The organism is Micromonospora sp. NPDC006431, from assembly GCF_042870725.1.
In the GTDB taxonomy this organism is placed as follows: Bacteria; Actinomycetota; Actinomycetes; order Mycobacteriales; family Micromonosporaceae; genus Micromonospora.
In genome coordinates this window covers 109,571-131,840 of the sequence record NZ_JBIAHQ010000004.1, presented here as the reverse complement: position 1 = coordinate 131,840, position 22,270 = coordinate 109,571, and the positions used below count along the sequence as shown (strand labels likewise).

The window sequence follows — 22,270 nt, the reverse complement described above, 5'->3', positions numbered from 1 at the left end:
TCGAAGGAAGGTAGTGATCATGAGTAAACGGAACACCGGTCTGGCTGTCGAGGCCGACGGGCTGGTCCGCTCGTTCAGCGCGACCCGCGCGCTCGACGGCCTGGACCTTCAGGTCCCGGCCGGCACCGTCTACGGGCTGCTCGGCCCGAACGGTGCCGGCAAGACCACGGCGGTGCGGGTGCTGGCGACGCTGTTGCGCCCCGACGGCGGGCGGGCGCGGGTGTTCGGCCACGACGTGGTGACCGAGGCTGACGCGGTGCGCGCCCGGGTCAGCCTGACCGGCCAGTACGCGTCGCTGGACGAGGACCTGACCGGATCGGAGAACCTGGTCCTGCTGGGCCGCCTGCTCGGGCTGCCCAAGCCGGCCGCCCGGGCGCGAGCGGAGAGCCTGCTCGCCGCGTTCGGTCTGACAGAGGCGGCGGGCCGGCAGGTGAAGAAGTACTCGGGCGGGATGCGGCGGCGGATCGACATCGCGGCGAGCATCCTGAGCACCCCGGACCTGCTCTTCCTGGACGAGCCGACGACGGGGCTGGACCCGCGCAGCCGCAACCAGGTGTGGGAGATCGTCCGGGCGGTGGTGGCGCACGGCACGACGGTGCTGCTGACCACGCAGTACCTGGACGAGGCCGACCAGCTCGCCGGTCGGATCGCGGTTGTCGACCACGGCAAGGTGATCGCCGAGGGCACCCCGGGCGAGCTGAAGTCGTCGGTCGGCTCCGGCACCATCCATCTGCGGCTGCGCGATGCGGGCCAGCGGCCGGAGGCCGAGAAGGTGCTCCAGGCGGCGCTCGGCGTGCCGGTGCAGCTCGAACCGGATCCGGTGGCCATGACGGCCCGGGTCGGTGAGGAGGGCAGCGACCTCGAGGCCAGCGAGCAGGCTGCTCGGGCGCTCGGGGAGCTGGCCCGCGCGGGCATCGTCGTCGACGACTTCTCCCTCGGCCAGCCGAGCCTGGACGAGGTGTTCCTGGCCCTCACCGACCACCCCGCCGTCGGGGCCGACGAGCGGGACGACCAGCTGGAGGCAGCCCGATGAGCGACACCGCGACCACCACCGGGCGGGCGCCGTCCGTCTACGTGCCGTCCGCCGAGGCGTTGGCGACGGTCCTCGCGCCGGGTGCCCGGCCACCGCGGCCGAATGCCTTGTCGGCGTCGCTCACGTTCGGCTGGCGGGCGCTGTTGAAGATCAAGCACGTGCCGGAGCAGCTGTTCGACGTGACCGCGTTCCCGATCATCATGGTGCTGATGTTCACGTATCTGTTCGGCGGCGCCCTCGCCGGCAGCCCGCGGGACTACCTGCAGTTCTTCCTGCCCGGCATCATGGTGACCAGCGTCGTGATGATCACCATGTACACCGGGGTCGGCCTCAACAACGACATCGAGAAGGGCGTCTTCGACCGGATCCGGACGCTGCCGGTCTGGCGGCCGGCCGCACTGGTCGGCATGATCTTCGGGGACGTGCTGCGCTACATCCTCGCCGCGGTGGTCATCCTCGGCGTCGGGCTGGCGCTCGGCTTCCGGCCCGGCGGCGGGCTGCTCGGCGTGCTGGCGGGCATCGGCCTGCTGGTGGTCTTCTCGTTCGCGTTCTCCTGGGTCTGGACGTTCTTCGGCCTGGTGCTGCGCAGCGAGAAGTCGGTGATGGGGGTCAGCATGATGGTGCTGTTCCCGCTGACCTTCCTGAGCAACGTCTTCGTCAACCCGAGCACAATGCCGGGCTGGCTGCAGGCGTTCGTCAAGGTCAACCCGATCACCCACCTGGTGGCGTCGGTACGCGCGGCGATGGCCGGCTCGTCCGACGCGGCGAACACGATGTGGCTGCTGCTGTGGAGCGTCGGGTTCGTCGTGGTCTTCGGCTCGCTGACCATGTACCGCTACAACCGCCGCTGATCCTCCGCTCGACGACGGGCGCCCCGGCCGGGGCGCCCGTCGTCCGTCCTTTGCGGAGCCTTCGCGAGTAGCCACCTTTTTGTGGGTACTTGGCGGCGGCTGAGGGCGGGGCCAAGCTGGTCATGGGCGGTCGAGGGACCGCGGCGAAACGAGCCGGAGGTGGCGATGGTTCAGAACGCCGGTTGGGCGTTGGTGAGCTTCGCCAGGCGACGGTAGCCCCAGTCCGACAGGGGTGCCAGCGCCTCGGAGAGTTCGCGACCGAATGCGGTAAGGGAATATTCAGTCTTCAACGGCATCTCGTCGTGCACCTCCCGGTGCACCAGCCCATCGGCCTCCATCTCCCGAAGGGCCTGAGTCAGCACCTTCTCGGTGAGCCCGGGCAGGCTCCGGCGTAGCTCTCCGGGACGGCGCGGACCGGATTCCAGCAGCCAGAGCAGAATTGTCTTCCACTTGCCGTCGATCACGGCGATCGCGGCGGTCACTCCGCACACGTTCGGGTCCTGGGCACGACTGCGCGTCATCTCCGCCCCATTCGTCACTAGTTGTTGGTATCTGCCGATGAGGAGTTGAGGCATGTCCTCGGACACCGAAAAGTCTGTCACCGTGCTCGGCCTGGGTCCGATGGGACGCTCGCTGGCCGGTGCGTTCCTGCACGCCGGCGTGCGGACCACGATCTGGAACCGGACCCCGGGCCGGGGCCAGGCGCTGGTCGAGCGGGGTGCGGTTGTCGCCGAATCGGCGGAGGAGGCGGTCACCACGAGCGACTTGACCGTGGTCTGCGTGGTGAACTACGACGCCAGCGACGCCGTCCTCCGCCCGGCGGCGGTCACCGATGCGCTCAAGGCCCGGACGGTGGTGAACCTGACCGCCGACACGCCGGACCGGGCCCGGGACAGCGCCGACTGGGCGGCCACCCACGGCATCGGCTACCTGGACGGCGCGATCATGACACCGGCCACGACCGTCGGGACGCCGGCCGGGGTCTTCATCCACAGCGGCCCGAAGGAGCTCTACCAGCGGCACCGGCCAGTGCTGGACGCGCTCGGCGGCACCCACACCCACCTCGGCGAGGAGATCGGCCGGGCAGCGGCGTACGACATCGCGCTGCTCGACATCTTCTGGACCGCGATGGCCGGCTACGCCCACGCGCTGGCGGTGGCGCGGGCGGAGGGTGTCACCGCACGCGAGCTGGTGCCGTTCGCCAAGGGCATCGGCGCGATCATCCCGCCGCTCTTCGAGCAGTTCGCCGAGGACCTGGAGAACGGGACCTACTCCGGTGAGATCAACCCGATCACCTCGGCCGCGTCGTCGATGGCCCACATCGTCCACGCCTCCGAGGCCCACGGCATCGACGCGGGCGTGATGCGGGCGGCGGAAGGCCTGGCCCGCCGCACGATCGGGCTGGGCTACGGCACAGACGGATTCATCCGGATCGCCGAGGTCCTGGGGCGCCGCTGAGCCACCACCCCCGCTCGAGCACCGGCAGGCCGGCCTCCGGCAGTCCGCTGCTGGGGCTGGTAGCCATCTTCCGCGCGGGAGCGGAGCTAAAGGCGCCAGGGCAGGGGCTCCGGCGGGAGGTAGCGGCAGGAGCTGCCGGTGGAGACCGTGTCACGCAGGTGGGCCGCCAGCGCGGGGTGCCGGTCGTCGAGCCGGCGCAGGGTGTCGCGGATCCGGGCGGTCACCGCCTTGCGGGCCCTTTCGGCCTCGTCGCCGAGCCGGCGGCTGCGGCCGGCCAGCCCGGCTGCGGCGCGCAGCTCGTCCAGCAGCGCCGCGCGCTCGGCGTCGAGGGCGGCCACCTTCGCCTCGTCGCCGCGTGCGGCGGCCCGGTCGATCTCGTCGTCGAGCCGTTGCAGGTGGCGCCGGTAGCGGGCCTTGGCCTCGTCGTCGAGGACCGGGTCACCACCGAGGCGTCGGGCGGCCACCAGCTCCGGCCCGGCGGCGGGGTCGAGCAGCTCGACGGCGGGTACGTCGATGCCCGGGCGGCTCAGCAGCAGGCGCAGGTCGTGCAGGCCCTTGGCGTCGGGCAGGTGCACCACCGTGCCGGAGTACGCGAGCCGCCACACGGCCCCGTCACGCCGGAACTCGTAGTCCGGAACCGGAGCCGGGCCGGGCGCTGCCCGTGTGGCGGCAACCGTGGCGGATGGCTGCTCGGGTCCGGGTGCCGCCGGCACCAGAGCCTGCTCACCAAGGGGCCGGACCTCGGCCGCCGTCACCGGGGCGACGAAGCCGCCCGCGGGGGCGGGCACCTGGCCCGGTCCGGCCGACGCCGGGCCGCCCACCTCGACCGGTGCCGCCGCCGGGACGCCCAGCCGGTGCAGGACCTGCGCCATGCCGAGCGCTCGCGCCTCGGCCGCGGTGGCGGCGCGCAGCTCGGCGGCGGCCTCCGCGTCGCCCGCGCGACCCCGTCCGGTCAGGGCGTCCACCAGAGCGGCGCGGCTGATCAGCGACCAGGGTCGGGCGCCCATCCGGTCGGCGGCGGCGCGAGCCGCCTCGAACCCGGCGATCGCGTCGTCCCAGCGCTCCTGCGCGGCGTCGACGACGGCCAGCCAGTGGTCGACCGGGCCGCTGATGTCGCAGCCGAACAGGGCGGCCATCCACTGGCCGCGGTGCGGCGCGAGCGCCTGCCGGGCCTGCGCGCAGCGGTGCGGGTCGCGGGTCGCGGCGGCGGCCTGCGCGCGCAGGCGCAGCCACAGCGGGGACATCGGCCGGGCGTACGTGGTGCCGGCGGCTTCGATGCCGGCGGTCAGCTTCGCGGCTGTCTCGCCGTCGCCGCGCTCGGCGGCCGTGATCGCCCTGACGAGCTCCAGGTGGGAGCGGTCGGTCGGGTCCACCCCGTCGAGCAGGGTGTCGATCTCGTCGAACCGGCCCTGCAGCAGCAGCCGCGACCAGTGCAGTTGGTGGTTCATGAATCCGTGGTCGGCGTGCTCTCGTTCAGCGAGGTCGGCCTGCTCGGCGAGGAACTCGTCAGCCTGGGCGAAGTTGCCCCGGAAGCCGGCGATGATGCCGCCGTCGATGGCGGCCGCGATCTTGTAGCGGGCGACGTCGCCGTCCCGGCCGGCCGTGACGAAGGCGGTGAGCTCCTGGTGGTAGCGCGGGTCGTTGAGTTCGAGCAGCGCGACCCAGCGCAGCGAGGTCGCCCACAGCTCGGTCTCCCGGTCGCCGGTCCGGCGGGCCACGTCGCGGATCTCGGCGGTGAGCGCGGCCCGGTCGGCGGCGGTGCCGAGCCCCCAGGTGGTGTCGTGGCGGGCCCAGAGGCTGAAGGTGAGCGCCTCGTCGTCCTGGCCGCGCCGGGCGAGCGTCTCGGTGGCGGTGATGAGGTCGGCAACGACGGTGCTGAGCGGCATGCTGCCGTCGGGTTCGCCGATGAACCGCCGGTACGCCTCGCGCAGCAGCTCCTCGGCGTCGGTCAGGCGGCCGGTGAAGGTCTGGTGCCGGTGGACGCTGAGCGCGACCCGGGCCAGCACCGCCGGCTCGTCGAGGGTGAGCGCGAGCGCCGCGGCGTCGGTGAGCAGCCGCTGGGCCTCGGCACCGACGATGTGGAGCAGCAGTTGGGCGAGCTCCACCATGATCTTGACTCGCTGCGCCGGCTGCTCGGTCACCTCCAGGGCGCGGCGGAAGTGCAGCGCCGACTCCTCCACCGCCAGTCGGCCACCCGCGTCGCGGGCGGCGGCGACGAGCAGGTCGGCGGCCCGGGACGGGTCGAGGTCGGTGCCGGCGAGCCAGGCGTGGCGGGCCAGGTCGGCGGGGATGAGCCGCTCGGCGAGCGCCGCCGAATGGTCGACGGCCCGGACGACGGTGGCGTGCCGGGCGCGCCGGTCGTCGTCGGGCAGCCCGTCGTAGAGGGTTTCCCGGACCAGGTCATGGGCGAAGGCGAACCGGCCGCCGCCGCGGGAGATCACGAGCCGGGCGGTCACCGCGCGGTCGAGCAGCCGGTCGACCTGCGCCGCCGGGGTGGGTACGCAGGCGGCGAGGACCTGGCGGTGGAAGTGGCGGCCGAGCACGGCGGCGACGGTGAGCGCCTCGACCACCGGGGCGGGCAGTTGGGCCAGCCGCCGCCGCACGGCCTCCCGGACGCCGGGAGCGATGGTGCTGACCTGGCCGTCGGCGCGCCACAGCCGGGCGGTCTGCTCGACGAAGAACGGGTTGCCGCCGGTGCGCCGGTGCACCTCGTCGACGAGGTCGGCGTCGGGCTCGGAACCCGCCGTGCGGGTCATCAGCGCGGCCACCTCGTCGCGGGACAGGCCGGTGAGGGTGATGGTGGTGGCCTTCGCGGTCAGCGGCATCAGCAGCGGGCGCAGCCGGTGGTCGCCGGACTCGACCTCCGCGTCGCGGTAGGTGCCGATCAGCAGCAGCCGTTCGAACCAGGTGTGCTGGGTGGCGAACTGCAGCAGCCGCATCGACGCGGCATCGGCCCAGTGCAGGTCGTCGAGGACGACCACGACCGGCCGGCGCTGGGAGGCCGCGACCAGGGCGGTGGTCACCGCGTCGTGCAGTGCGAACTCCTCCTGGTCCCCGTCGTCCCCGACGTCGCCGCCACGACCGCCGGGTGTCTCGCCGAGCAGCACCGCGAGCCCGGGCTCGGCGGCGTCCCGGGCCAGGGCCCACTCGTCGGGCGAGCGGCGCAGGCCGCGCAGCACCTGCACCCACGGCCAGTAGCCGGGTGCGCTGTCGGAATCCCAGCAGGCGGCGCCGAGCACGAGCGCGCCGCGCCGCCGGGCCTGCTCTGCCGTCGCGGTCACCAGCGTGGTCTTGCCGATGCCGGGCTCGCCGGCGACCAGGACGAGGCCGCCGTGGCTCGCGGTCACCCGGTCGACTTCGGCGCGCAGCAGCCCGGCGGGGTGCTCCCGCCCGATGATCTCCTCGCCGAACCGCGGCTCCATGACGTTCCGACCGTAGCGGAACCCTCCGACACCGGGAGGGCACCCGGAGGATGACCGGGCAGCTTCGCCGCGGCGAATTTTCGTCGGACGGGTGACCCCGCCGGCCCGGATGGGGCCGGCGGGGTCACCGCACGTGGCGACTACCGGTGGCAGGACGCCGAGCCGGAGTCGGTGAAACCGCTGGTGCTGCCGGCGATCGGCACGAATCGCCAGTCGTAGCCGGTGGGCTTCAGGGTCAACTCCAGCGCCCCGAACGTGTCGCCCTGCGCGACCTCCAGGTTGGGGACCTGGTCGGGGGTGCCGTGGAAGCCGACGCCGCCGGTGCCGACGATGAACTCCCGCGGAGCGTCGCGCCGGGGATTGCCGTCGACGTCCTGCGGCGCGAACCGCTGGTAGCTGTGGTCGTGCCCGTTGAGGACCACGTCCACCCCGTACCGGTCGGCAAGCTCGTAGAGCGAATTGCTGTCGGGGTTGCCGTAGATCCCGCCGCGGAAGGTGCCGGTGTGCACCGGCTTGTGCCAGAGGGCCATCACGCACATGTTGTGGTGCCGTTGGAGGTCCTGCTCGAGCCAGGCGTACTGGGCCGAGCCGGGAGCGCAGGACACCACGCCGCACTCGCTGTTGAGCGCCACCACGTGCCAGCGGCCGATGTCGTACGAGTAGTAGCCCTTCTCCCGGTCGCCGGCCCGACCGTCCGGCGCGCCCACGCCGTTGAAGTAGTCGAAGTAGCCGTCGGCGCGGGCCCCCGGGTAGTAGGCCTGCCCGTACTCGTGGTTGCCGACGATCGGGTAGGTGATGTCCTTGACCGCGCCCCACGACTTGTCGTAGGAGGCGAGGAACGCGGGGAGGGTGCCGACGTCGTACTGGTTGTCGGCGAGGGTGAGCACGGCGTCGGGGTTCAGCGACCGCACCGTGTCGGCGACGGCGGCCTGCTGGCAGGTCGTGGGGGTGGTGCGGCTGGTCGCCGCGCAGGCGATGTCGCCCGCGGCCACGACGCGGGCCACGTCGGGACCGGCCATGGGGCGGTCGGGCCGGATCTGGCCGCGGTCGTAGGCGCCGGGTGCGATGGTCGGCGGTGGGGTCCGGAACGTGACGTTCTTCGTACTCGCGTTGCCGGCAGCGTCCGTGGCGGTGACGGCAAGGGTGTGCTCGCCGGCCGGGATGTTGCCGGCCGGGAACGAGCTGGGTACGGGGATGGTGCGACCGTCCAGCTTGGCGCTCACCGAGGCGACGGCGGAGACGCTGTCGGTCGCCGACACGGTGACCTCGATGCGGTCCCCGGTGACGGTGGTGCCGTCCGCGGGAGTGGTGGCGGTGACGACCGGCCCGCTGTTGTCGGTCAGGAACCGGACGACGGTGGCGGTGCCGGCCGAGGTCACGGTGAGTGCGTGCGGTCCGTCGGGCAACGGGCGGGTGTCCACGCTCGCGGCGACGCCGTGCGCCTGAGCGTCGTCAAGGGTGATGGCGAAGTTGGCGGTCACCTGCTCTTCGGTCGCGTTGCCGCCCGGGTAGCCGTCGCCGAGGGAAACCTTGCGGGTTGGCGGGACGGCGGGATCAGCGATGTCCGTACCGTCGAGCGTGGTGATCCGCACGTTGCGGACGGTGAAGTCGTCGTGGTTCGCGGTGAGGTCGGTGGGCGAGATCGAGCTGCCGGCGCGGATGGTGAGGGTGTTGGTTCCGGCGGTCAGGTAGCCGGCGGGAATCGGGATCTCGGCCGTGGCGTAGCCCAGGTAGTCCTTGTTGATCAGGGTCACGATCTTGCCGTTCACCCAGACCGAGTTCAGCAGTTTCTGGGATCCGCTCTGGATGCCCTCCCCCTCGAAGCGCAGGGTGGCGGGCAGGCTCGACACCCCGGCGGTGCTGAGCGGGCTGCCGTCCAGGTCCAGCGAGGGCAGGGGTGAGCCGGTGGCGTAGACGGTGGTGACGCCGCGGATGACGTCGCCGTCGTGGACGGAGGTGGCGGGCGTCGTGCCCTCTGCGTACGCCGGTCCGCCCAGCGCGCCGAGGAGAAGTCCGGTGATGGCGAAGGCCGTCAACGCCCGGCCGTGGGGGCGTCGCAGGATCATGTGTCCCTCCAAGCTTCGATCCGGCAGGCCGCGCGCGTACGGGCACAGCCCCGGGGCCTGGTCAGGCTAGGGATCGTGGCGATCTTGGAGGTGAACTCGGCGACAACACCGGTGGACGACCTGGATGCCGAACAGAAGCTCAACCAATCAGTTGAACGTTGCCCGGCGGAGCGCTATCGTCAACCATATGGTTGAGGATCCGGTGGGGATGGACGACGTGTTCCACGCCCTCGCGCACGGCGCGCGCCGCACCATGCTGCGCCGGCTCGCCGAGCGGGAGCTGACGGTCGGCGAGCTGGCCGAACCGCTGGCGATGTCCCTGGCTGCCGCCTCCAAGCACGTCCAGGTGCTGGAACGCGCCGGCCTGGTGAAACGGACGGTCACCGGCCGGCGGCACGTCTGCCGGCTGGAGCCCGCCCCGCTCGCCGCCGCCTCGGCCTGGCTGAACTTCTACCAGCGCCACTGGGCCGAGCGCCTCGACGCCCTGGAAGCGCTGTTCACCGACGAAGGGACCGACCAATGAGCACGGTCGTACGGCTGCACCGCGACATCCCCGCCCCACCCGACAAGGTCTACCGGGCCTGGCTCGACCCCGACCTGCTGCGCCGCTGGATGGCACCCGGCGGGCTGGAGGTGCTCCGCGCCGAGGTCGAGCCGCGAGTCGGCGGCCGGTACCGGATCTGGCACGCCGACGCCGGCACCGACGTCGGCGGCTTCGACTGCGAGCTGGTCGAGCTCGAGCAGGACCGGCGCATCGCCTGGCGGTGGGGGTTCGTCGGCCCGCAGCGCACCGACGCACCGCACTTCGACTCACTGCTCACCGTCACCCTCGACGGCAACCCGGACGGCGGGACCGCGCTCACCCTCGTACACGAGCGGTTGGCGGAGCTGGCGGCGGCGCTGCCGCAGGTGGCCGCGAACGTCGCGGGCGGCTGGGAGTCGGCGCTGGACAAGCTCGCGGAGGTGGCGGCGTGAAGCTCGTGGTGGTCGAGTGGATGAGCGTCCCTGATCAGCTTAGCGATCCTGAGTCGGATTGAGTTTCCGGGATCGTTTCCCACCGTGGTGGGGTCGCGTGGGCGTGGAGGTGGAATCCTGCGCCCAGTGCGGCTCCGCGTGGCCGGTGGCCGGCGGTGGTGGGTGTGCTGATCGTGTTCACGCTCTGGTGTCGGTGGGCTGCGCGGGGCAGCCTCCGGTCCGTTGGTGCGTGTCCCTCCGGACGCTTACCCGCCTGACCCTGAGGCCGGGTAGGGGAGGGTGCCCCGCGTCGCCTGGGCGCGGGGCGTGAGGTGCGGTGCCAGGTGGGGCCGGTCTTCGACCGGTCCCTCCGGCTGGCATTGGAGCTCGGGGTGACGACCGCGCTGGCTTCGAGATCGTCGACGACCGTGCGGATCACCATGGCGCCGCTGGTCTTGTCGGTGACGGTCTTGCCCTGGTGGGTGAGGCCACGGGCGGCGATGCGCCGCCATGCTCCGTGGTCGCGGTCGCCCTGCCAGCGGCAGGACTGGTCGGGGCAGATGGCCCATTTCCATCCCGCGACGGTCCGCTTGTCGGGGGCTTTGCGGTGCTGTAGCGGGGTCAAACATTGGGGGCAGTGCTTGGAGGTGTTGCGGGCGGGGACGGTGACCACGGCGATACCGTGCTCGGCGGCGAGGTGCCGCATCCGGTCGGTGATCTTTCCGCGTACCTGCTGGGACAGGCGCGTGTTCAGGCTGTGCCCCATGCCCTTGGCTTCCATCGACCGCAGGTCTTCCAGGTAGATCGCCGTCGCCCGGGCGGCGATCGCCTGGTCGACGGCCCAGCGGGCGGCAGCCCACGCGAGCGCGTCGTTCAAGTTTTGGCGGCGGGTGGACACGTGGCGGATCTCGCCGGCCAGCACCTCGTGTTTCGCGCTCAGCTGCTCGTCGGGGCGGCCGCCGAGCAGCCGCAGATACTGGTCGGCCTTCGCATGCAGCCGCTCACTGTGGCGGCGCAGGCGATGCTGCTTGGCCAGGACCCCGGCGGCCCGGAACTGTCCACCAGCCCCCAACGCCGTGATCCGCCCATCCTTTCCCAGTCGCAGGGCGCCCGCGCTGAGGAGAGTGTTGAGGCCCCAATCCACGCCAAGCGCCACCGAGTGACCGGTAGCCCGAGCCTTCGGCACGACGTGCGTGTACGCCATGTCGGCACGCACCGTCCCGTCGGTGAGGCGGAGGGTGGGCAGGTGCAGCACCGCCGCGGCGGGAACCGTGGACGGCAGCCTGATAGGGCACTCGACCCACGTCCAGTCCCGATACGTCTGCGGATCCGGACGGGTGGGCAACTGCAGCCGCAGCAGCGCCCTGCCCGGGTCAGTGTCGCAACGCTCGATGATGGCCTGCTGCCGATCACACGCGGCCAACAACAACATCCGCGGAATCCTCGGGACACCTTCGAGTTCGAACACGTCCACCGGCAGCCGGCCGTTGACCTTGGCGAACGCGGCGGCCTGCCGGGTCCGGGACTTGATGATGTTCGACGGCAGATGCTGCCCGCCGGGGATCGAGGACCGCACCTGATCCCACTCGCCGGGGGTGCGCTTGCGCGGATCGGCCGGCCACGACGACAGGACCCCGGCCGTCACATCGGCACGCTACTTCACCGAACGCAGCGCACGCCCCGCCTGCTCCAGGGCCATCCGCACGATCCGGTCATTGACCCTCACACCTGCCGGGGTGGTCGCAGTCCAGCCCAAACGTCGTAACGCCATCCACGCGTGCGACGGCAACCGCCGTCCACCCGCATCCACCCCGGCCGCCAGTACCTCCACAGCTCCGCTGTTCCAATGCTCGCTGATCAGCGCGGCCGCCATGCCCGCCACCAGATCAGCACACCAACCAACCCGCTCCGCCAGCACCGCCCGAGACAGCACCTCACCGGTCGCCTCATCCACCCCCACGCGGAGCAATGCGCGGGCGCACGCGGTCCGGGCAGCCTCACCCTCGGCCAGCCGCAGCTTCCCGCTCACCGACTCAACGCCTCAACACCCATCCAGAAACACCGGCCCTCACCGCCGACCCACGCCACCGGAACCCTCCCCGAACCAACCCAAACGTGATGCGCCACAGGGTGAACACCGACACGCTTCCCGCCTTGGAAAGCCGAAAACGTTCCACACAGGCCAACCTATGATCATCGATGATCGATAATCAAATCGGTTAGCCTGGACGGCGTGGTGCAGGCGCCCGGCGCGCCCGACGAGGACCCCAGCGGCGGCTTCGCGCACGGTGGCTGGCACCTGCGCTGGTTCGACGACGCCTCCCGGCAGTGGGTGGTCGACAACCTGAACGCCGCCGCCGCGTTCCTGTTCGGACGCCGGACCTACGACCGGTTCGCCGCGCACTGGCCGCACGTCACCGGGCCGGAGCAGGTGGTCGCCGACCCGCTGAACAACAAGCCCAAGTACGTCGTCTCGTCGGCGCTCACCGCCGGTGAGTGGACGGGTTCGTCGGTGCTGCCGGACCTGCCCGCCGTCGCCGACCTGGCCAGGTCCGGCGAGGGTGAGCTGCACGTCATCGGCAGCGCGGGGCTCGCCGCGGCTCTGCTCGCCGCAGACCTGGTGGACGAGCTACGGCTGATGGTCGACCCGGTACGCCTCGGCGGCGGCAAACGGATCTGGCCGTCCGACGGGACGTTGCAGTCGTACGCCCTGACCCGCTGCACCCCGACCAGCACCGGGTCGCTGCTGCTGCACTACGAGCGCGCCGCGGGCGGGCAGGACTAGCGACGGGCGGAGCGGGTACGCCGCCGGCATGGGTAGCCACAAGCAGAACAAGCATGATCCGGGCGGCGAGTCGGCGCGCGCCGGGCGGAATCCGGGCAGCGGGGCACGGGGCCGGCAGGGCTCTGAGGTGGAGCACTCGCCGGACCGGCGGCACCTGCGGGCCGCGACCGGAACATCGGGCACGGAACGCGACCACGGCCGGGCGAGGGTCGAGGGCGGCGAGCGGGTCCAACGCCAGGGGACGCGCTGAGGCGGTGGCCGCGGGCCGCTGCCCGCACATCGGGGAGTTGATGTCGAGGTGCCCAAGTTCCTGTTGCAGTCGACCTTCACCGCCGACGGGATCAAGGGGTTGGTCCACGACGGTGGCACGGGGCGCGCCGAGGTCGCGCGGAACACGATCGAGGCCATGGGCGGGAAGGTGGACTCGATCCACTTCTCGTTCGGCAAGTACGACACCTACGCGGTGTGTGAGCTGCCGGACCACAAGACGGCCGCCGCGCTGGCCGTCGCCATCCGGGCGGCCGGCGGCCTGGACACGCGGGTGACGTCGCTGCTGACGCCGGACGAGGTCGACGAGGCGGTGCGGGTGCAGCCCACCTATCAGGCACCCGGCCAGGTAACCTGATCCGGCCGTCTATTGAGGACGCTGTCCACCGTGGCCTGACCGCTATGCGGGACACCTCCAGTCGACGCACTCAGCGTCATCGGGCGGTCCACTACCGTAGTGGGTTCGCCGGCCGACTGGGGAGCGTGTTGGGTGTTGCGCATCAGCGTGCTCGGCCCGGTGCAGGTGACGCGCGGACACCAGCCCGTCCGGCTCGGCCCGAAGCTGGTCGAGCTGCTGGTGATCCTGACGGTCGACGCGGGTTCGGCGGTGCCGGCCGCCCGGGTGGTCGAGCTGCTCTGGGCCGGCTCGCCGCCGTCCGGGGCGCAGGCCACGCTGCGCAGTCACGTGTCGCACCTGCGCCGCGCGCTCGCCTCGCCGGACGCGCCGGACGATCCGGTGGTGGTGACCGTCGGGTCGGGCGCGGGTGGGGCGTACCGGCTCGATGTGCCGCACGACGCTGTCGACGCGCACCGGTTCGAACGGTGGTGCGCGGAGGGTCGTCGACTGCTCTCCGCCGGCGACAACGACCTGACCGAGCGGGCCGCCGCGGTGCTGGAGCGGGCGCTCGGGCTGTGGCGCGGTCCGGCCTTCGCCGACGTGGCGGACCGTTCCTTCGTCTTGCCGAGGGTCGCCCAGCTCGACGCCGTGCGGCGGGACGCGCGCCGTGGCTACGCGGAGGCGCTCACCGCGCTCGGTCGGCACGCCGAGGCGATCCCGCAGCTCTCCGGTGCAGTGGTCGACGACCCCTACGACGAGGGCGTCCGGCGGCTGCTCGCCCTGGCGCTCTACGCCGAGCAGCGGGTGGACGAGGCGGCCGAGGTCTGCCGCGCGGGGGTGCATCTGCTGCGCGACCGCGGGCTCGACGCCCCCGAGCTGCAGGAACTCCAGCGGGACATTCTGCAGCGGCGGCTGCCGCCGGGCCTGTTGCCGGCGGACCGCGGCAAGCCACTGCGCCCCTGCCTGCTGCCTCCGGACCCACCGCAGTTCGTCGGCCGGGTCGACGAGCTGGCCGCCGGCCGCGACCTGCTGTCCGCCGCGTCGGGCGGGCCGCCGCTCGTGCTGGTCGGCGGGCCGGCCGGCATCGGCAAGTCCCTGTTCGTGCTGCGGCTGGGGCACACGGTGCTGGGTCACTTCCCGGACGGGCAGCTGTTCGTCAACATGCGGGGGTTCGATCCGACCGGCGCACCGATGGCGGCGGGTGAGGCTCTGCTGGGCTTCCTCGACGCGCTCGGCGTACCGCCCGAGCGGTTGCCGGCCACGGTGGAGGCGCAGGCCGGCCTCTATCGCGACCTGCTGCGCGACCGGCGGATCCTGGTGGTGCTCGACAACGTCCGGGACGCCGAGCAGGTCCGGCCGCTGCTGCCCGGCGCGCCCGGCTGCGCCACGGTGGTCGCCAGCCGCAACCAGCTGCCCGGCCTGGTGGTGGCCGAGGACGCCCGCCCGCTGCGGCTCGATCTGCTCAGTCGCGGCGAGTCGCGGGAGCTGATCGTGCGCCGGGTGGGCGCCGGCCGCCTGGCCGGTGAGCCGGCGGCGGTGGACCGGATCATCGACTCGTGCGGTCGGCTTCCGCTGGCCCTGGCCATCGTGGCCGCCCGCGCCGCCACCCACCCCGAGTTCCCGCTCGACGTGCTCGTCGAGGAGCTGCGCCCGGGGCTGGACGCGTTCGCGGGTGGCGACGCCAGCACCGACGTACGAGATGTCTTCTCCTGGTCGTACCGGAATCTGAACCCGGCCGCGGCCCGGCTGTTCCGGCTGCTGGCGGCGCACCCGGGCCCGGACCTCACCGCCGCCGTGGCGGCCAGTCTCGCCGGCCTGCCCGCCGACCGGGTCCGCCCCGCGTTGCGGGAACTCGTCACGGCGCAGCTGGTCGGGGAGCATCGTCCGGGCCGGTACGCGCTGCACGACCTGCTCCGCCTGTACGCCGCCGAGTTGGGCCGCGACGACGAGCTGTCGGCGGCGCAGCAGCGGCTTCTGGACCACTATCTGCACACCGCGCTGGCCGCCGACGGGCTGCTGTGGCCGCACCGGGATCCGCTGGCGGCGCCACCGGTCGCCGCCGGGGTGACCGCCGAGGTGTTCGAGGACCGGCCGGCGGCGCTGGCGTGGTTCACCGCGGAGCACGCGGTCCTGCTCGCCGTGGTGGACCAGGCGGCGCGCGGCGGGTTCGACGGGCACGTGTGGCGGTTGGCGTGGGCGGTCACGAATTTCTTCGCCCGGCGGGGGCACTGGCCGGACTGGGTACGCACGGGCCGGGTCGCGGTCGCCGCCGCGCGGCGGCAGGGCGACCGCGGCGCCGAGGCGGAGGCGCACCGGATTCTGGGTGGCGCGCACGTGCGGCTGCGCCAGTTCGCCGTCGCCCGGGGGCACTACGGGCAGGCGCTGGAGTTGTTCGGCGTCCTCGGCGACCTGGTCGGGCAGGGTTTCACCTGCCGCAGCCTCGGCTGGCTGTGTGAGCAGCAGGGCGACATCGGTGCGGCGCTGCGCCACGACCAGCGGGCGCTGGAGCTGTTTCACCGCGCGGGCCATGAGCGGGGCGAGGCGAACACGCTCAACTCGGTGGGCTGGTGTCACGCCCTGCTCGGCGACCACGAGCAGGCGATCGTGCACTGCCGGCGGTCGCTGGCCCTGCTGGAGCGCCTCGGTGACCCGGTCGGGATGGCCGGCGCGTGGGACAGCCTCGGCTACGCGTACCGGCGTGTGGACCTCGCCGAGGCGATCTCCTGCTATCGGCAGGCGCTGCTGCTGTACCAGGGGCTCGGCGACCGGCCGAACGAGGCGGTGACGCTTCGTCATCTCGGCGAGAGCCAGCACGCGTACGGTGACGCGGATGCGGCCCGGCGGTCCTGGCGGCAGGCGTTGGACATCCTCACCGAGATCGAGCATCCGGACGCCGGGCGGGTCCGGGCGCTGCTCGCCGCGGACGGGTAGACCGTGGCGGTGCCGTACCCCCCGTCATCGGTATGGCACCGCCACGGTGGATCGCATGGTCACCCTCGGTCGGCGACCTCGTCGTCGGTCTCGTCCGAGGTCGCGGCGACGCCCGTCTGCGGGTCGCGGCGCAGGCTTTCGCGGTGGTGCGAGTCGAACCGCCGCTGGAACGGTGTACTGAGCAGGTGGTTGCGCAGCGACAGGAGGTTGTCCTCGTGGTGGCGCCGCGCCTGGTAGGGCAGGTTGTGGCTGGCGGTGTGGAGGGTCGATTCGCTGCCCTGGCGGATGGTCAGGAACTTGTCGTGCATGGGAATTCCCCGCGCCCGGATGGAAGTCTGCTGGTGCCAACTGTGGCGGTGGTCTGTGGAAGCGCTGTGGAAGAAGCGTGAAAGGTGCTGCTGGGCTGGCCCTCGTCGTCGCCGGTCGACCTGTCCGGCGCGGCCGTCCCTGGTGGCGCGTGGTGGCGCGTGGTGGCGCAGTCTTACTCACCGGCCGGGAGCGTGCCGGTAGGCCAGCCAGCCCATGGCCACGAACCAGGCATGCACCTGCAGCACCAGAAGCCGCTGCACGAGTCCCGCGATGCCGTGTTCGGCGCCGTCGGCGGTTGGCTGGAACGTCGCGAAGAAGGCGACCAGGAGCACCAGGGTCAGCGGGCTGCCGAGCAGCAGCAGGGTGCCGAATCGCCGCCACCCGGGGACGCCGCGGAGGTAGCGCCCGGCGACGAGGAAGGCGGCGATCGGGGTTCCGACGGCGAGGGTGAAGCCGAGCGAGTGCAGCATCGCGGCTTCGAGGTTGAAGATCCCGCACACGACCTGGCCGATCCCGGTGCAGGCGAGCAGCGTGACCGACCAGCGCCGTAGGGCCGGCCGGGTGGGCGGCAGGGCGCGGAACACGCCGACCACGCCGACGGCCAGGACCAGCCCGGTGACGACGAAGGCGATGTTCATGTACGGGGCGGTCACGCCGAGGCCCAGCCCGCTGATCGGCTGGCTGATCGGCGAGTAGTCGGTGAACCGGTGACCGAAGAAGGTGTATCCGGGGCTCAGGATGCCGAGAACGAGCCAGGCGAGGGTGAACAGCACTGGCCCGGCAACGGCTCCGAGGGCGAGCCGTCGAGTCGAGCGGGAGGTGTGGTGGCGAGGGAGCGTCATCGTCATAGTCATGGAGTGACTATACATTTTATGACTATGGAATTGTCAAGCGTTAAGCTCGGCCGGTGACCTCACCACGCCGTTCCGTGCTCGCGCTGGCCGTGCTGTCGATGCTCACCGAGGAGCCGATGCACGCGTACCGGATGCAGCAACTGATCAAGGAACGGCGCAAGGACGACGTGGTCAACGTCAGCCAGCGCAACAGCGTCTACCAGACGATCCAGCGGCTGGTCCGGGACGGCCTGGTGGCGGTGGAGTCCACCGAACGCGCCGAGAACCGGCCGGAACGCACGACGTACCGCATCACCGACGCCGGACGGGCGACCCTGGGTGAGTGGCTACGCGCCATGCTCGCCACCCCGGCCCCGGAGTACCCCGAGTTCCCCGCCGCCCTGTCCTTCCTGCCGAACCTCGCCCCGGCCGACGCCCTCGCCGCGCTGAGCACCCGCGCCGCTCGGCTCGCGGAGCGGCTGACCGCCCTCGACGAGGAGATCACCGAGGTCGGCCGGTTCCTGCCCCGACTGTTCGCGATCGAGTCGGAATACCAACGCCAGGTCATCGCCGCGGAGCTGGCGTACGTCCGCACCCTGATCGAGGACCTGCGCGCCGAGCGGATCACCTGGCCGTTCGTCGATGGTGCGCCGGCCTGGCCGGGCTGAGCGAGGGCCCGGTCGCCGGATGGTCCGGCCGTGGCTACGGAACTGCGCCGGTCAGCGGGTGTCGGTGACGACGTGCGAGCAGGCCGGGCAGGCCGCCGGCCCCTGCTCGGCGAACCATCGGCAGGTACGCCGGATCGCGCACTTCGGCAGCTCCACCTCGGTCGGGCCGACGGCCTCCTGATATGACGCGGCCAGCCGGGCGCCCAGGCCGCAGTGGTCACCGGTCCAGAACCCGCAGGACGAGGTGACGCAGGGCCCGGCGAGCCGGTAGCGGGACTCGACCGGGGTGTCGGCGTCGCCGGCCGCGGCGAGGGCGACCTCGGCCGGGGTCGCCGGGGTGACGTAGGCGACCCGACCCGCCGGAGTGATCATGCCGAGGAAGACCGTGGCGTTGGCCGCGGGCGTACTCGGGCACATCCGCCCCGGCGGGTCAGGACGTACGGCGGGATCGGTCACCGCTCGATCCAGAACCCGATGTCGTTGATCTTCTGGCCCAGCTCGTCGGCGTTGATCCCGTCAAGCACCCAGAGGCCGCGCCACTCGGGGCGGAGCTTGATGTCGGAGTGGCCGACGGTGAGCGGGTTGGTCAGCTTGGCGTTGGCGGCGGAGAGGGCGGCCAGCCCCGCCTTCTGGATCTCGCGGGAGATGAGGGTCTGCTGCTCGGTGGTCAGGTCGACGCCGTCGACCACGAACCGGAACTCGCTGCGGGACATGTACTACCTCCGGTCATTCGTACGATTCGGTGCCCAGCCCGCGCCGCAGACTGGTCCGGGTGAAGGCCGCCCAGCCGGCGCGGGAGGCGACGTCGGCCCGCTGCCCGGCACGGCTGAGCACCTGGTTGGCGTGCTCCCGCCAGCCGACAGCGGTCGCCGCGCGCTCGCCCCACAGCTCGCGGCAGGCCGCGACCGCGAAGGCGAGCTGCCCGGCGCTGCCGGTGAAGCCGGCGACCCCGTCGCCGACCTGGACCGCGCCGCCGGGCAGCGGAGCCACGATCGGGAAGTGGTGGTGCAGGCTCGCCAGGGTCGCCCAGTGACTGCCGTCCACCCGGCCGGCGGCGAAGCCGTCGTGCAGTTCGTCGGCGCGCCGATAGCGGACGGCGTGCAGGGTGAACGCGTCGCCGGACCGGTCGACCCGGCCGACGACCTGGACCGGGGCGCTCCAGGCGGCGGGTGAGTTCGCCGACCAGAAGGCGAGCCAGGCGGCGAGCCGGTCGTGGAAATCGGCCTGGAAGCGCGCCACGGCCGGGCCGCCGCCCGGCGTGTGGAGCACGGCCGACCCGATCCGGTCGCGGGTGACCAGTGGGGTGGCGGCGTGGGTGGGGTTCGCCGCGGCGGCGGTCGGGGCGGTGGCCACGCCGGTCACGGTGACCGCCGAGGCAACCGCGGCGCCGGCGAGGAGCCGCCGGCGCGAGAACGGGTGTCCATTGTGGTTCATCGTCGGCCTTTCGTCGTCGGCCAGTGCCACGACGCTATCGATCGGAGGCGATCAGATGAACAGCTCCCGTGACGGGAGCCCGACAGGAACGCCGCAGATCAACGGCGGCGTGAACCGGTGTTCCTGTGGCACGAATTCACGCCTGACCGCCATGCGTCACGGTGGGCAGCGTCCGCACCGGTTGGGCGGGGACGATCGCGCCCAGCGGTGGCAGGGTGACCGTCACGACCAGCCCGCCACCGTTTCGTGGGTACGCGTGTACAGCGCCGCCGTGCGCCTGGGCCACCGCCCGCACGATCGACAGGCCGAGCCCGAACCCGCGTCCCGCGCCGGCCCGGTCGTCGGCGCCGCTCCGACCGGCGCTCGCCCTCGGGCCGGCCAGGCGGTCGTGGCGCAGCCGCCGGAACGGCTGGAAGATGGTTTCGATCTCGTAGCTGGGCACCACGGGGCCGGTGTTGACGACCACCAGGGTGACCCAGCCGTTGACCAGGCCGGTGCTCACGTCGACCTCGCCGCCGGCCGGCAGGTTGTGCCGGACCGCGTTCTCCACCAGGTTCTGCGTGAGCCGCTCCAGCAACACGGGATCACCGGCCGTGGTGGCGGACGCGAGCTGGCGGCGTACGGTCAGCTCCGGCGTGCCGGCGGCCTGGTCGAGGACGTGCCGGGCGATCTCGGCGAGGTCCACCGGGGTGCGGTCGACGACCTGCTGCTCCGAGTCGGCCAGGGTGAGCAGCCCGTCGATGAGCCGTTCGTGGCGTTCGTTGATCGCCAACAGCGTCTCGCCGAGCTGCCGCAGCTCGGCGGAGGCGCCCGGCCGGGACATCGCCACCTCCAGCAGCGACCGGTTGAGCGCGAGCGGCGTACGTAGCTCGTGCGACGCGTTCGCCACGAACCGCCGCTGGCCGTCGAAGGACCGGTCGAGCCGCTCCAGCATCAGGTCGAACGTGTCGGCCAGTTCCTGCACCTCGTCCCGGGGCCCCCGCAACGCGATCCGCTCGTGCAGGCCCCGCCCGGCCGCGCCGGCGGCGGCGATCCGGCGAGCGGTGCCGGTGATCTGGTGCAGCGGCCCCAACGCCCGCCCGGCGATCAACCAGCCGAAGCCGAGGGCGATCGCCGAGATCAGCAACAGCGCCACCCCGCCCTGGGTGAGCAGCGATTCCAGCGCGGTCCGTTTCGCCTCGTCCTGAGCCTCCTGGATCAGGACCCGCACCTGGTCGGCCTCGCCCGGGCCGGGCAGCTTGCTGAACGGGTTGACCGTGGTGATCTGGGTCTTGACGCCGGCCAGCGGCTGGCGCATCCGCTGGTCGACCAGCACGTACGTGACGCCGAGCAGGACCACGCCGGCGAGCAGCAGAAGGCCGCCGTGCACCAGGGTCAGGCGGGCCCGGATGGTCAGTCGCTTCACCTGATCTGATACCCCACTCCCGGCACCGTCTCGACCACCTGCGGGTCGCCGAGCTTGCGGCGCAGCTTCATCACGGTCACCCGTACCACGTTGGTGAACGGGTCGATGTGCTCGTCCCAGGCCCGCTCCAGCAGCTCCTCGGCGGAGACCACCGCCCCGCCGGCCCGGACCAGTTCGGCCAGCACCGCGAACTCCTTGCGGGACAGCGCGACGTACCGGCCGTCGCGGTAGACCTCACGCCGGGCCGGGTCAACCACGATGCCGGCCCGGCTCAGCTTCGGTGGGGCGGCCGGGCGGGCCCGCCGGGCCAGCGCGTGCACCCGGGCGGAGAGTTCGACCAGCGCGAAGGGTTTGACCAGGTAGTCATCGGCGCCGAGGGCCAGGCCGGCCACCCGTTCCCGCACGGCCGCGGCGGCGGTCAGCATCAGCACCCGCGTCTCGCCGCCGCTGTCCACCACCGCCCGGCACACGTCATCGCCGTGCACCACCGGCAGGTCCCGGTCGAGCACCACCACGTCGTAGTCGGTGACGCCGAGCCGTTCCAGCGCCGCGTCCCCGTCGTAGGCGACGTCCACCGCGAACGCTTCCCGGCGCAGCCACTCCGCGATGGAGTCGGCCAGCAGCGTCTCGTCCTCGACCACAAGCACTCGCACCGTCCCATGGTGACGCGGCCACGGATAACCACGGCGTTAACACCGACGGTTACGCCCGGGATACCGCCGCTGCGGTCGACTCGTCCGTATCGGCCGGCGATCCGCGCCGGCCTGGAGGAAGGAGTTGTGCCATGCGCCGACGAATGTCGGACACACTGCTCGTCCTGCCCGTGCTGCTCGGGCTCGCGGTCGCCGGCTGCGGAAAGACCGGTTCGGACGGGGAGCAGGTGGCCACGGCCGGCGGCGGTGCGGCCAGTGCCTCGCCGAGCGCCAGCGTCGTCCCGGTCAGCGATGAGGACCGGCAGCGCGAGTTCGCCAAGTGCATGCGGGAGAACGGGCTGCCGGACTTCCCGGACCCCGAGATAGCCGACGGCAAGGTCCGCATCCGCATGCCGGACGGAGCTGACCGGGCGAAGGGAGAGGCGGCCATGGAGAAGTGCCGCAGCCTGATGCCCAACGGCGGCAAGGAGATCAAGCTCGATCCGGAGCAGGTGGAGAAGGTGCGGCAGCTCGCCCGGTGCATGCGGGAGAACGGAGTGCCGGACTTCCCGGACCCGGGCCCGGACGGCGCCATCGAACTCAACGGCGATGGTTTCGACCCGAAAAGCCCGACGGTGCAGGCCGCCATGGAGAAGTGCCGGCAGGACGGCGCGCCGCTACTGATGAAGAGGAACCAGTGAGCGCGAGGAGTGAGCCGGGTTTGCGAGCCCCGCAGTCGCGAACAGAGACAAACTCCGCGAGCGCGAGGAGTGAACCGGGTTTGCGAGCCCCGCAGTCGCGAACAGAGACGAACTCCGCGAGCGCGAGGAGTGAACCGGATTTGCGAGCCCCGCAGTCGCAAGCGGAGATCGTCCCGCTGAGCGC

The 22,270-nt window shown here is 72.3% G+C and carries 23 protein-coding genes; 11 read left to right on the top strand and 12 right to left on the bottom strand.

All coding sequences use genetic code 11. The annotated features are described in order from the left end of the window. The first annotated feature begins 19 nt into the window (after positions 1–19). On the top strand, positions 20–1,033 hold the full coding sequence (locus ACFYM6_RS09685) for an ATP-binding cassette domain-containing protein (RefSeq protein ID WP_387273962.1): 1,014 nt from the start codon (positions 20–22) through the stop codon (positions 1,031–1,033). Continuing rightward, the gene (locus ACFYM6_RS09680; protein ID WP_387273960.1) at positions 1,030–1,884 is read left to right on the top strand and encodes an ABC transporter permease; all 855 of its coding nucleotides are present in this window, start codon (positions 1,030–1,032) and stop codon (positions 1,882–1,884) included. The genes ACFYM6_RS09685 and ACFYM6_RS09680 overlap by 4 nt, the downstream gene beginning before the upstream one ends. 170 nt (positions 1,885–2,054) lie before the next feature. Here ACFYM6_RS09680 and ACFYM6_RS09675 read toward each other — a convergent pair whose 3' ends face one another. Continuing rightward, entirely contained in the window at positions 2,055–2,366 is a 312-nt protein-coding gene (locus tag ACFYM6_RS09675) for a winged helix-turn-helix transcriptional regulator (protein WP_387273958.1), read from the bottom strand. Between the two features lie 91 nt (positions 2,367–2,457). Between ACFYM6_RS09675 and ACFYM6_RS09670 the strand changes: the two genes are divergently transcribed. Continuing rightward, positions 2,458–3,342: an NAD(P)-dependent oxidoreductase gene (locus ACFYM6_RS09670; protein ID WP_387273956.1), complete on the top strand. Its 885-nt coding sequence runs from the start codon at positions 2,458–2,460 to the stop codon at positions 3,340–3,342. An 86-nt stretch (positions 3,343–3,428) separates the two neighbouring features. Here the strand turns inward: ACFYM6_RS09670 and ACFYM6_RS09665 are convergent, their stop codons facing one another. Continuing rightward, positions 3,429–6,764 (bottom strand): AAA family ATPase, encoded by a 3,336-nt coding sequence (locus ACFYM6_RS09665; RefSeq protein WP_387273954.1) that lies wholly within the window; start codon positions 6,762–6,764, stop codon positions 3,429–3,431. A gap of 140 nt (positions 6,765–6,904) precedes the next feature. Further along, the gene (locus ACFYM6_RS09660; protein ID WP_387273952.1) at positions 6,905–8,830 is read right to left on the bottom strand and encodes a metallophosphoesterase; all 1,926 of its coding nucleotides are present in this window, start codon (positions 8,828–8,830) and stop codon (positions 6,905–6,907) included. A gap of 187 nt (positions 8,831–9,017) precedes the next feature. Here ACFYM6_RS09660 and ACFYM6_RS09655 point away from each other — a divergent pair, with 187 nt between their 5' ends. Beyond that, the gene (locus ACFYM6_RS09655; RefSeq protein WP_387273950.1) at positions 9,018–9,353 is read left to right on the top strand and encodes an ArsR/SmtB family transcription factor; all 336 of its coding nucleotides are present in this window, start codon (positions 9,018–9,020) and stop codon (positions 9,351–9,353) included. Further along, positions 9,350–9,805, top strand: a complete 456-nt coding sequence (locus ACFYM6_RS09650) for an SRPBCC domain-containing protein (protein ID WP_387273948.1) — start codon at positions 9,350–9,352, stop codon at positions 9,803–9,805. Before ACFYM6_RS09655 ends, ACFYM6_RS09650 begins: the two co-directional genes overlap by 4 nt. 34 nt (positions 9,806–9,839) lie before the next feature. On the opposite strand, the gene ACFYM6_RS09645 is transcribed toward ACFYM6_RS09650, so the two are convergent. After that, positions 9,840–11,429, bottom strand: coding sequence for a zinc ribbon domain-containing protein (locus tag ACFYM6_RS09645; protein WP_387273946.1), 1,590 nt, complete (start codon positions 11,427–11,429; stop codon positions 9,840–9,842). Positions 11,430–11,438: 9 nt separating this feature from the next. Then, entirely contained in the window at positions 11,439–11,813 is a 375-nt protein-coding gene (locus ACFYM6_RS09640) for a hypothetical protein (protein ID WP_387273944.1), read from the bottom strand. Positions 11,814–11,990: 177 nt separating this feature from the next. Between ACFYM6_RS09640 and ACFYM6_RS09635 the strand changes: the two genes are divergently transcribed. The 4 genes from ACFYM6_RS09635 (at position 11,991) to ACFYM6_RS09620 (ending at position 16,104) form a co-directional block, all read left to right on the top strand. Continuing rightward, on the top strand, positions 11,991–12,569 hold the full coding sequence (locus tag ACFYM6_RS09635) for a dihydrofolate reductase family protein (RefSeq protein WP_387274545.1): 579 nt from the start codon (positions 11,991–11,993) through the stop codon (positions 12,567–12,569). A gap of 28 nt (positions 12,570–12,597) precedes the next feature. Then, positions 12,598–12,819, top strand: coding sequence for a hypothetical protein (locus ACFYM6_RS09630; protein WP_357434187.1), 222 nt, complete (start codon positions 12,598–12,600; stop codon positions 12,817–12,819). 48 nt (positions 12,820–12,867) lie between these two features. Next, positions 12,868–13,194 carry a GYD domain-containing protein gene (locus ACFYM6_RS09625; RefSeq protein ID WP_073832293.1) on the top strand — a complete coding sequence of 109 codons (327 nt, stop codon included), beginning with the start codon at positions 12,868–12,870 and terminating at the stop codon, positions 13,192–13,194. A gap of 132 nt (positions 13,195–13,326) precedes the next feature. Then, positions 13,327–16,104 carry a BTAD domain-containing putative transcriptional regulator gene (locus ACFYM6_RS09620; RefSeq protein WP_387273942.1) on the top strand — a complete coding sequence of 926 codons (2,778 nt, stop codon included), beginning with the start codon at positions 13,327–13,329 and terminating at the stop codon, positions 16,102–16,104. Between the two features lie 59 nt (positions 16,105–16,163). On the opposite strand, the gene ACFYM6_RS09615 is transcribed toward ACFYM6_RS09620, so the two are convergent. Together ACFYM6_RS09615 and ACFYM6_RS09610 are read right to left on the bottom strand one after the other, a co-directional pair. Next, positions 16,164–16,412, bottom strand: a complete 249-nt coding sequence (locus ACFYM6_RS09615; protein ID WP_387273940.1) for a hypothetical protein — start codon at positions 16,410–16,412, stop codon at positions 16,164–16,166. Positions 16,413–16,589: 177 nt separating this feature from the next. Then, complete coding sequence (locus ACFYM6_RS09610; RefSeq protein ID WP_387273938.1) at positions 16,590–17,267, bottom strand: DUF998 domain-containing protein; 678 nt, start codon at positions 17,265–17,267, stop codon at positions 16,590–16,592. 53 nt (positions 17,268–17,320) lie between these two features. Between ACFYM6_RS09610 and ACFYM6_RS09605 the strand changes: the two genes are divergently transcribed. Then, positions 17,321–17,914, top strand: a complete 594-nt coding sequence (locus tag ACFYM6_RS09605; RefSeq protein ID WP_387273936.1) for a PadR family transcriptional regulator — start codon at positions 17,321–17,323, stop codon at positions 17,912–17,914. A gap of 51 nt (positions 17,915–17,965) precedes the next feature. Here the strand turns inward: ACFYM6_RS09605 and ACFYM6_RS09600 are convergent, their stop codons facing one another. From ACFYM6_RS09600 to ACFYM6_RS09580, 5 genes are all read right to left on the bottom strand, one after another. Next, a complete protein-coding gene (locus ACFYM6_RS09600; protein ID WP_387273934.1) occupies positions 17,966–18,370 on the bottom strand; it encodes a hypothetical protein in 405 nt (134 codons plus the stop codon). Continuing rightward, positions 18,367–18,627 (bottom strand): hypothetical protein, encoded by a 261-nt coding sequence (locus tag ACFYM6_RS09595; RefSeq protein ID WP_387273932.1) that lies wholly within the window; start codon positions 18,625–18,627, stop codon positions 18,367–18,369. The genes ACFYM6_RS09600 and ACFYM6_RS09595 overlap by 4 nt, the downstream gene beginning before the upstream one ends. Positions 18,628–18,640: 13 nt before the next feature. Further along, positions 18,641–19,348 carry a hypothetical protein gene (locus ACFYM6_RS09590; protein ID WP_387273930.1) on the bottom strand — a complete coding sequence of 236 codons (708 nt, stop codon included), beginning with the start codon at positions 19,346–19,348 and terminating at the stop codon, positions 18,641–18,643. Positions 19,349–19,484: 136 nt separating this feature from the next. Next, positions 19,485–20,753, bottom strand: coding sequence for a sensor histidine kinase (locus tag ACFYM6_RS09585; RefSeq protein WP_387273928.1), 1,269 nt, complete (start codon positions 20,751–20,753; stop codon positions 19,485–19,487). Beyond that, positions 20,750–21,406, bottom strand: a complete 657-nt coding sequence (locus ACFYM6_RS09580; protein WP_198940137.1) for a response regulator transcription factor — start codon at positions 21,404–21,406, stop codon at positions 20,750–20,752. The genes ACFYM6_RS09585 and ACFYM6_RS09580 overlap by 4 nt, the downstream gene beginning before the upstream one ends. Before the next feature lie 131 nt (positions 21,407–21,537). Here ACFYM6_RS09580 and ACFYM6_RS09575 point away from each other — a divergent pair, with 131 nt between their 5' ends. Continuing rightward, a complete protein-coding gene (locus ACFYM6_RS09575; RefSeq protein ID WP_387273926.1) occupies positions 21,538–22,086 on the top strand; it encodes a hypothetical protein in 549 nt (182 codons plus the stop codon). Positions 22,087–22,270 lie beyond the last annotated feature (184 nt).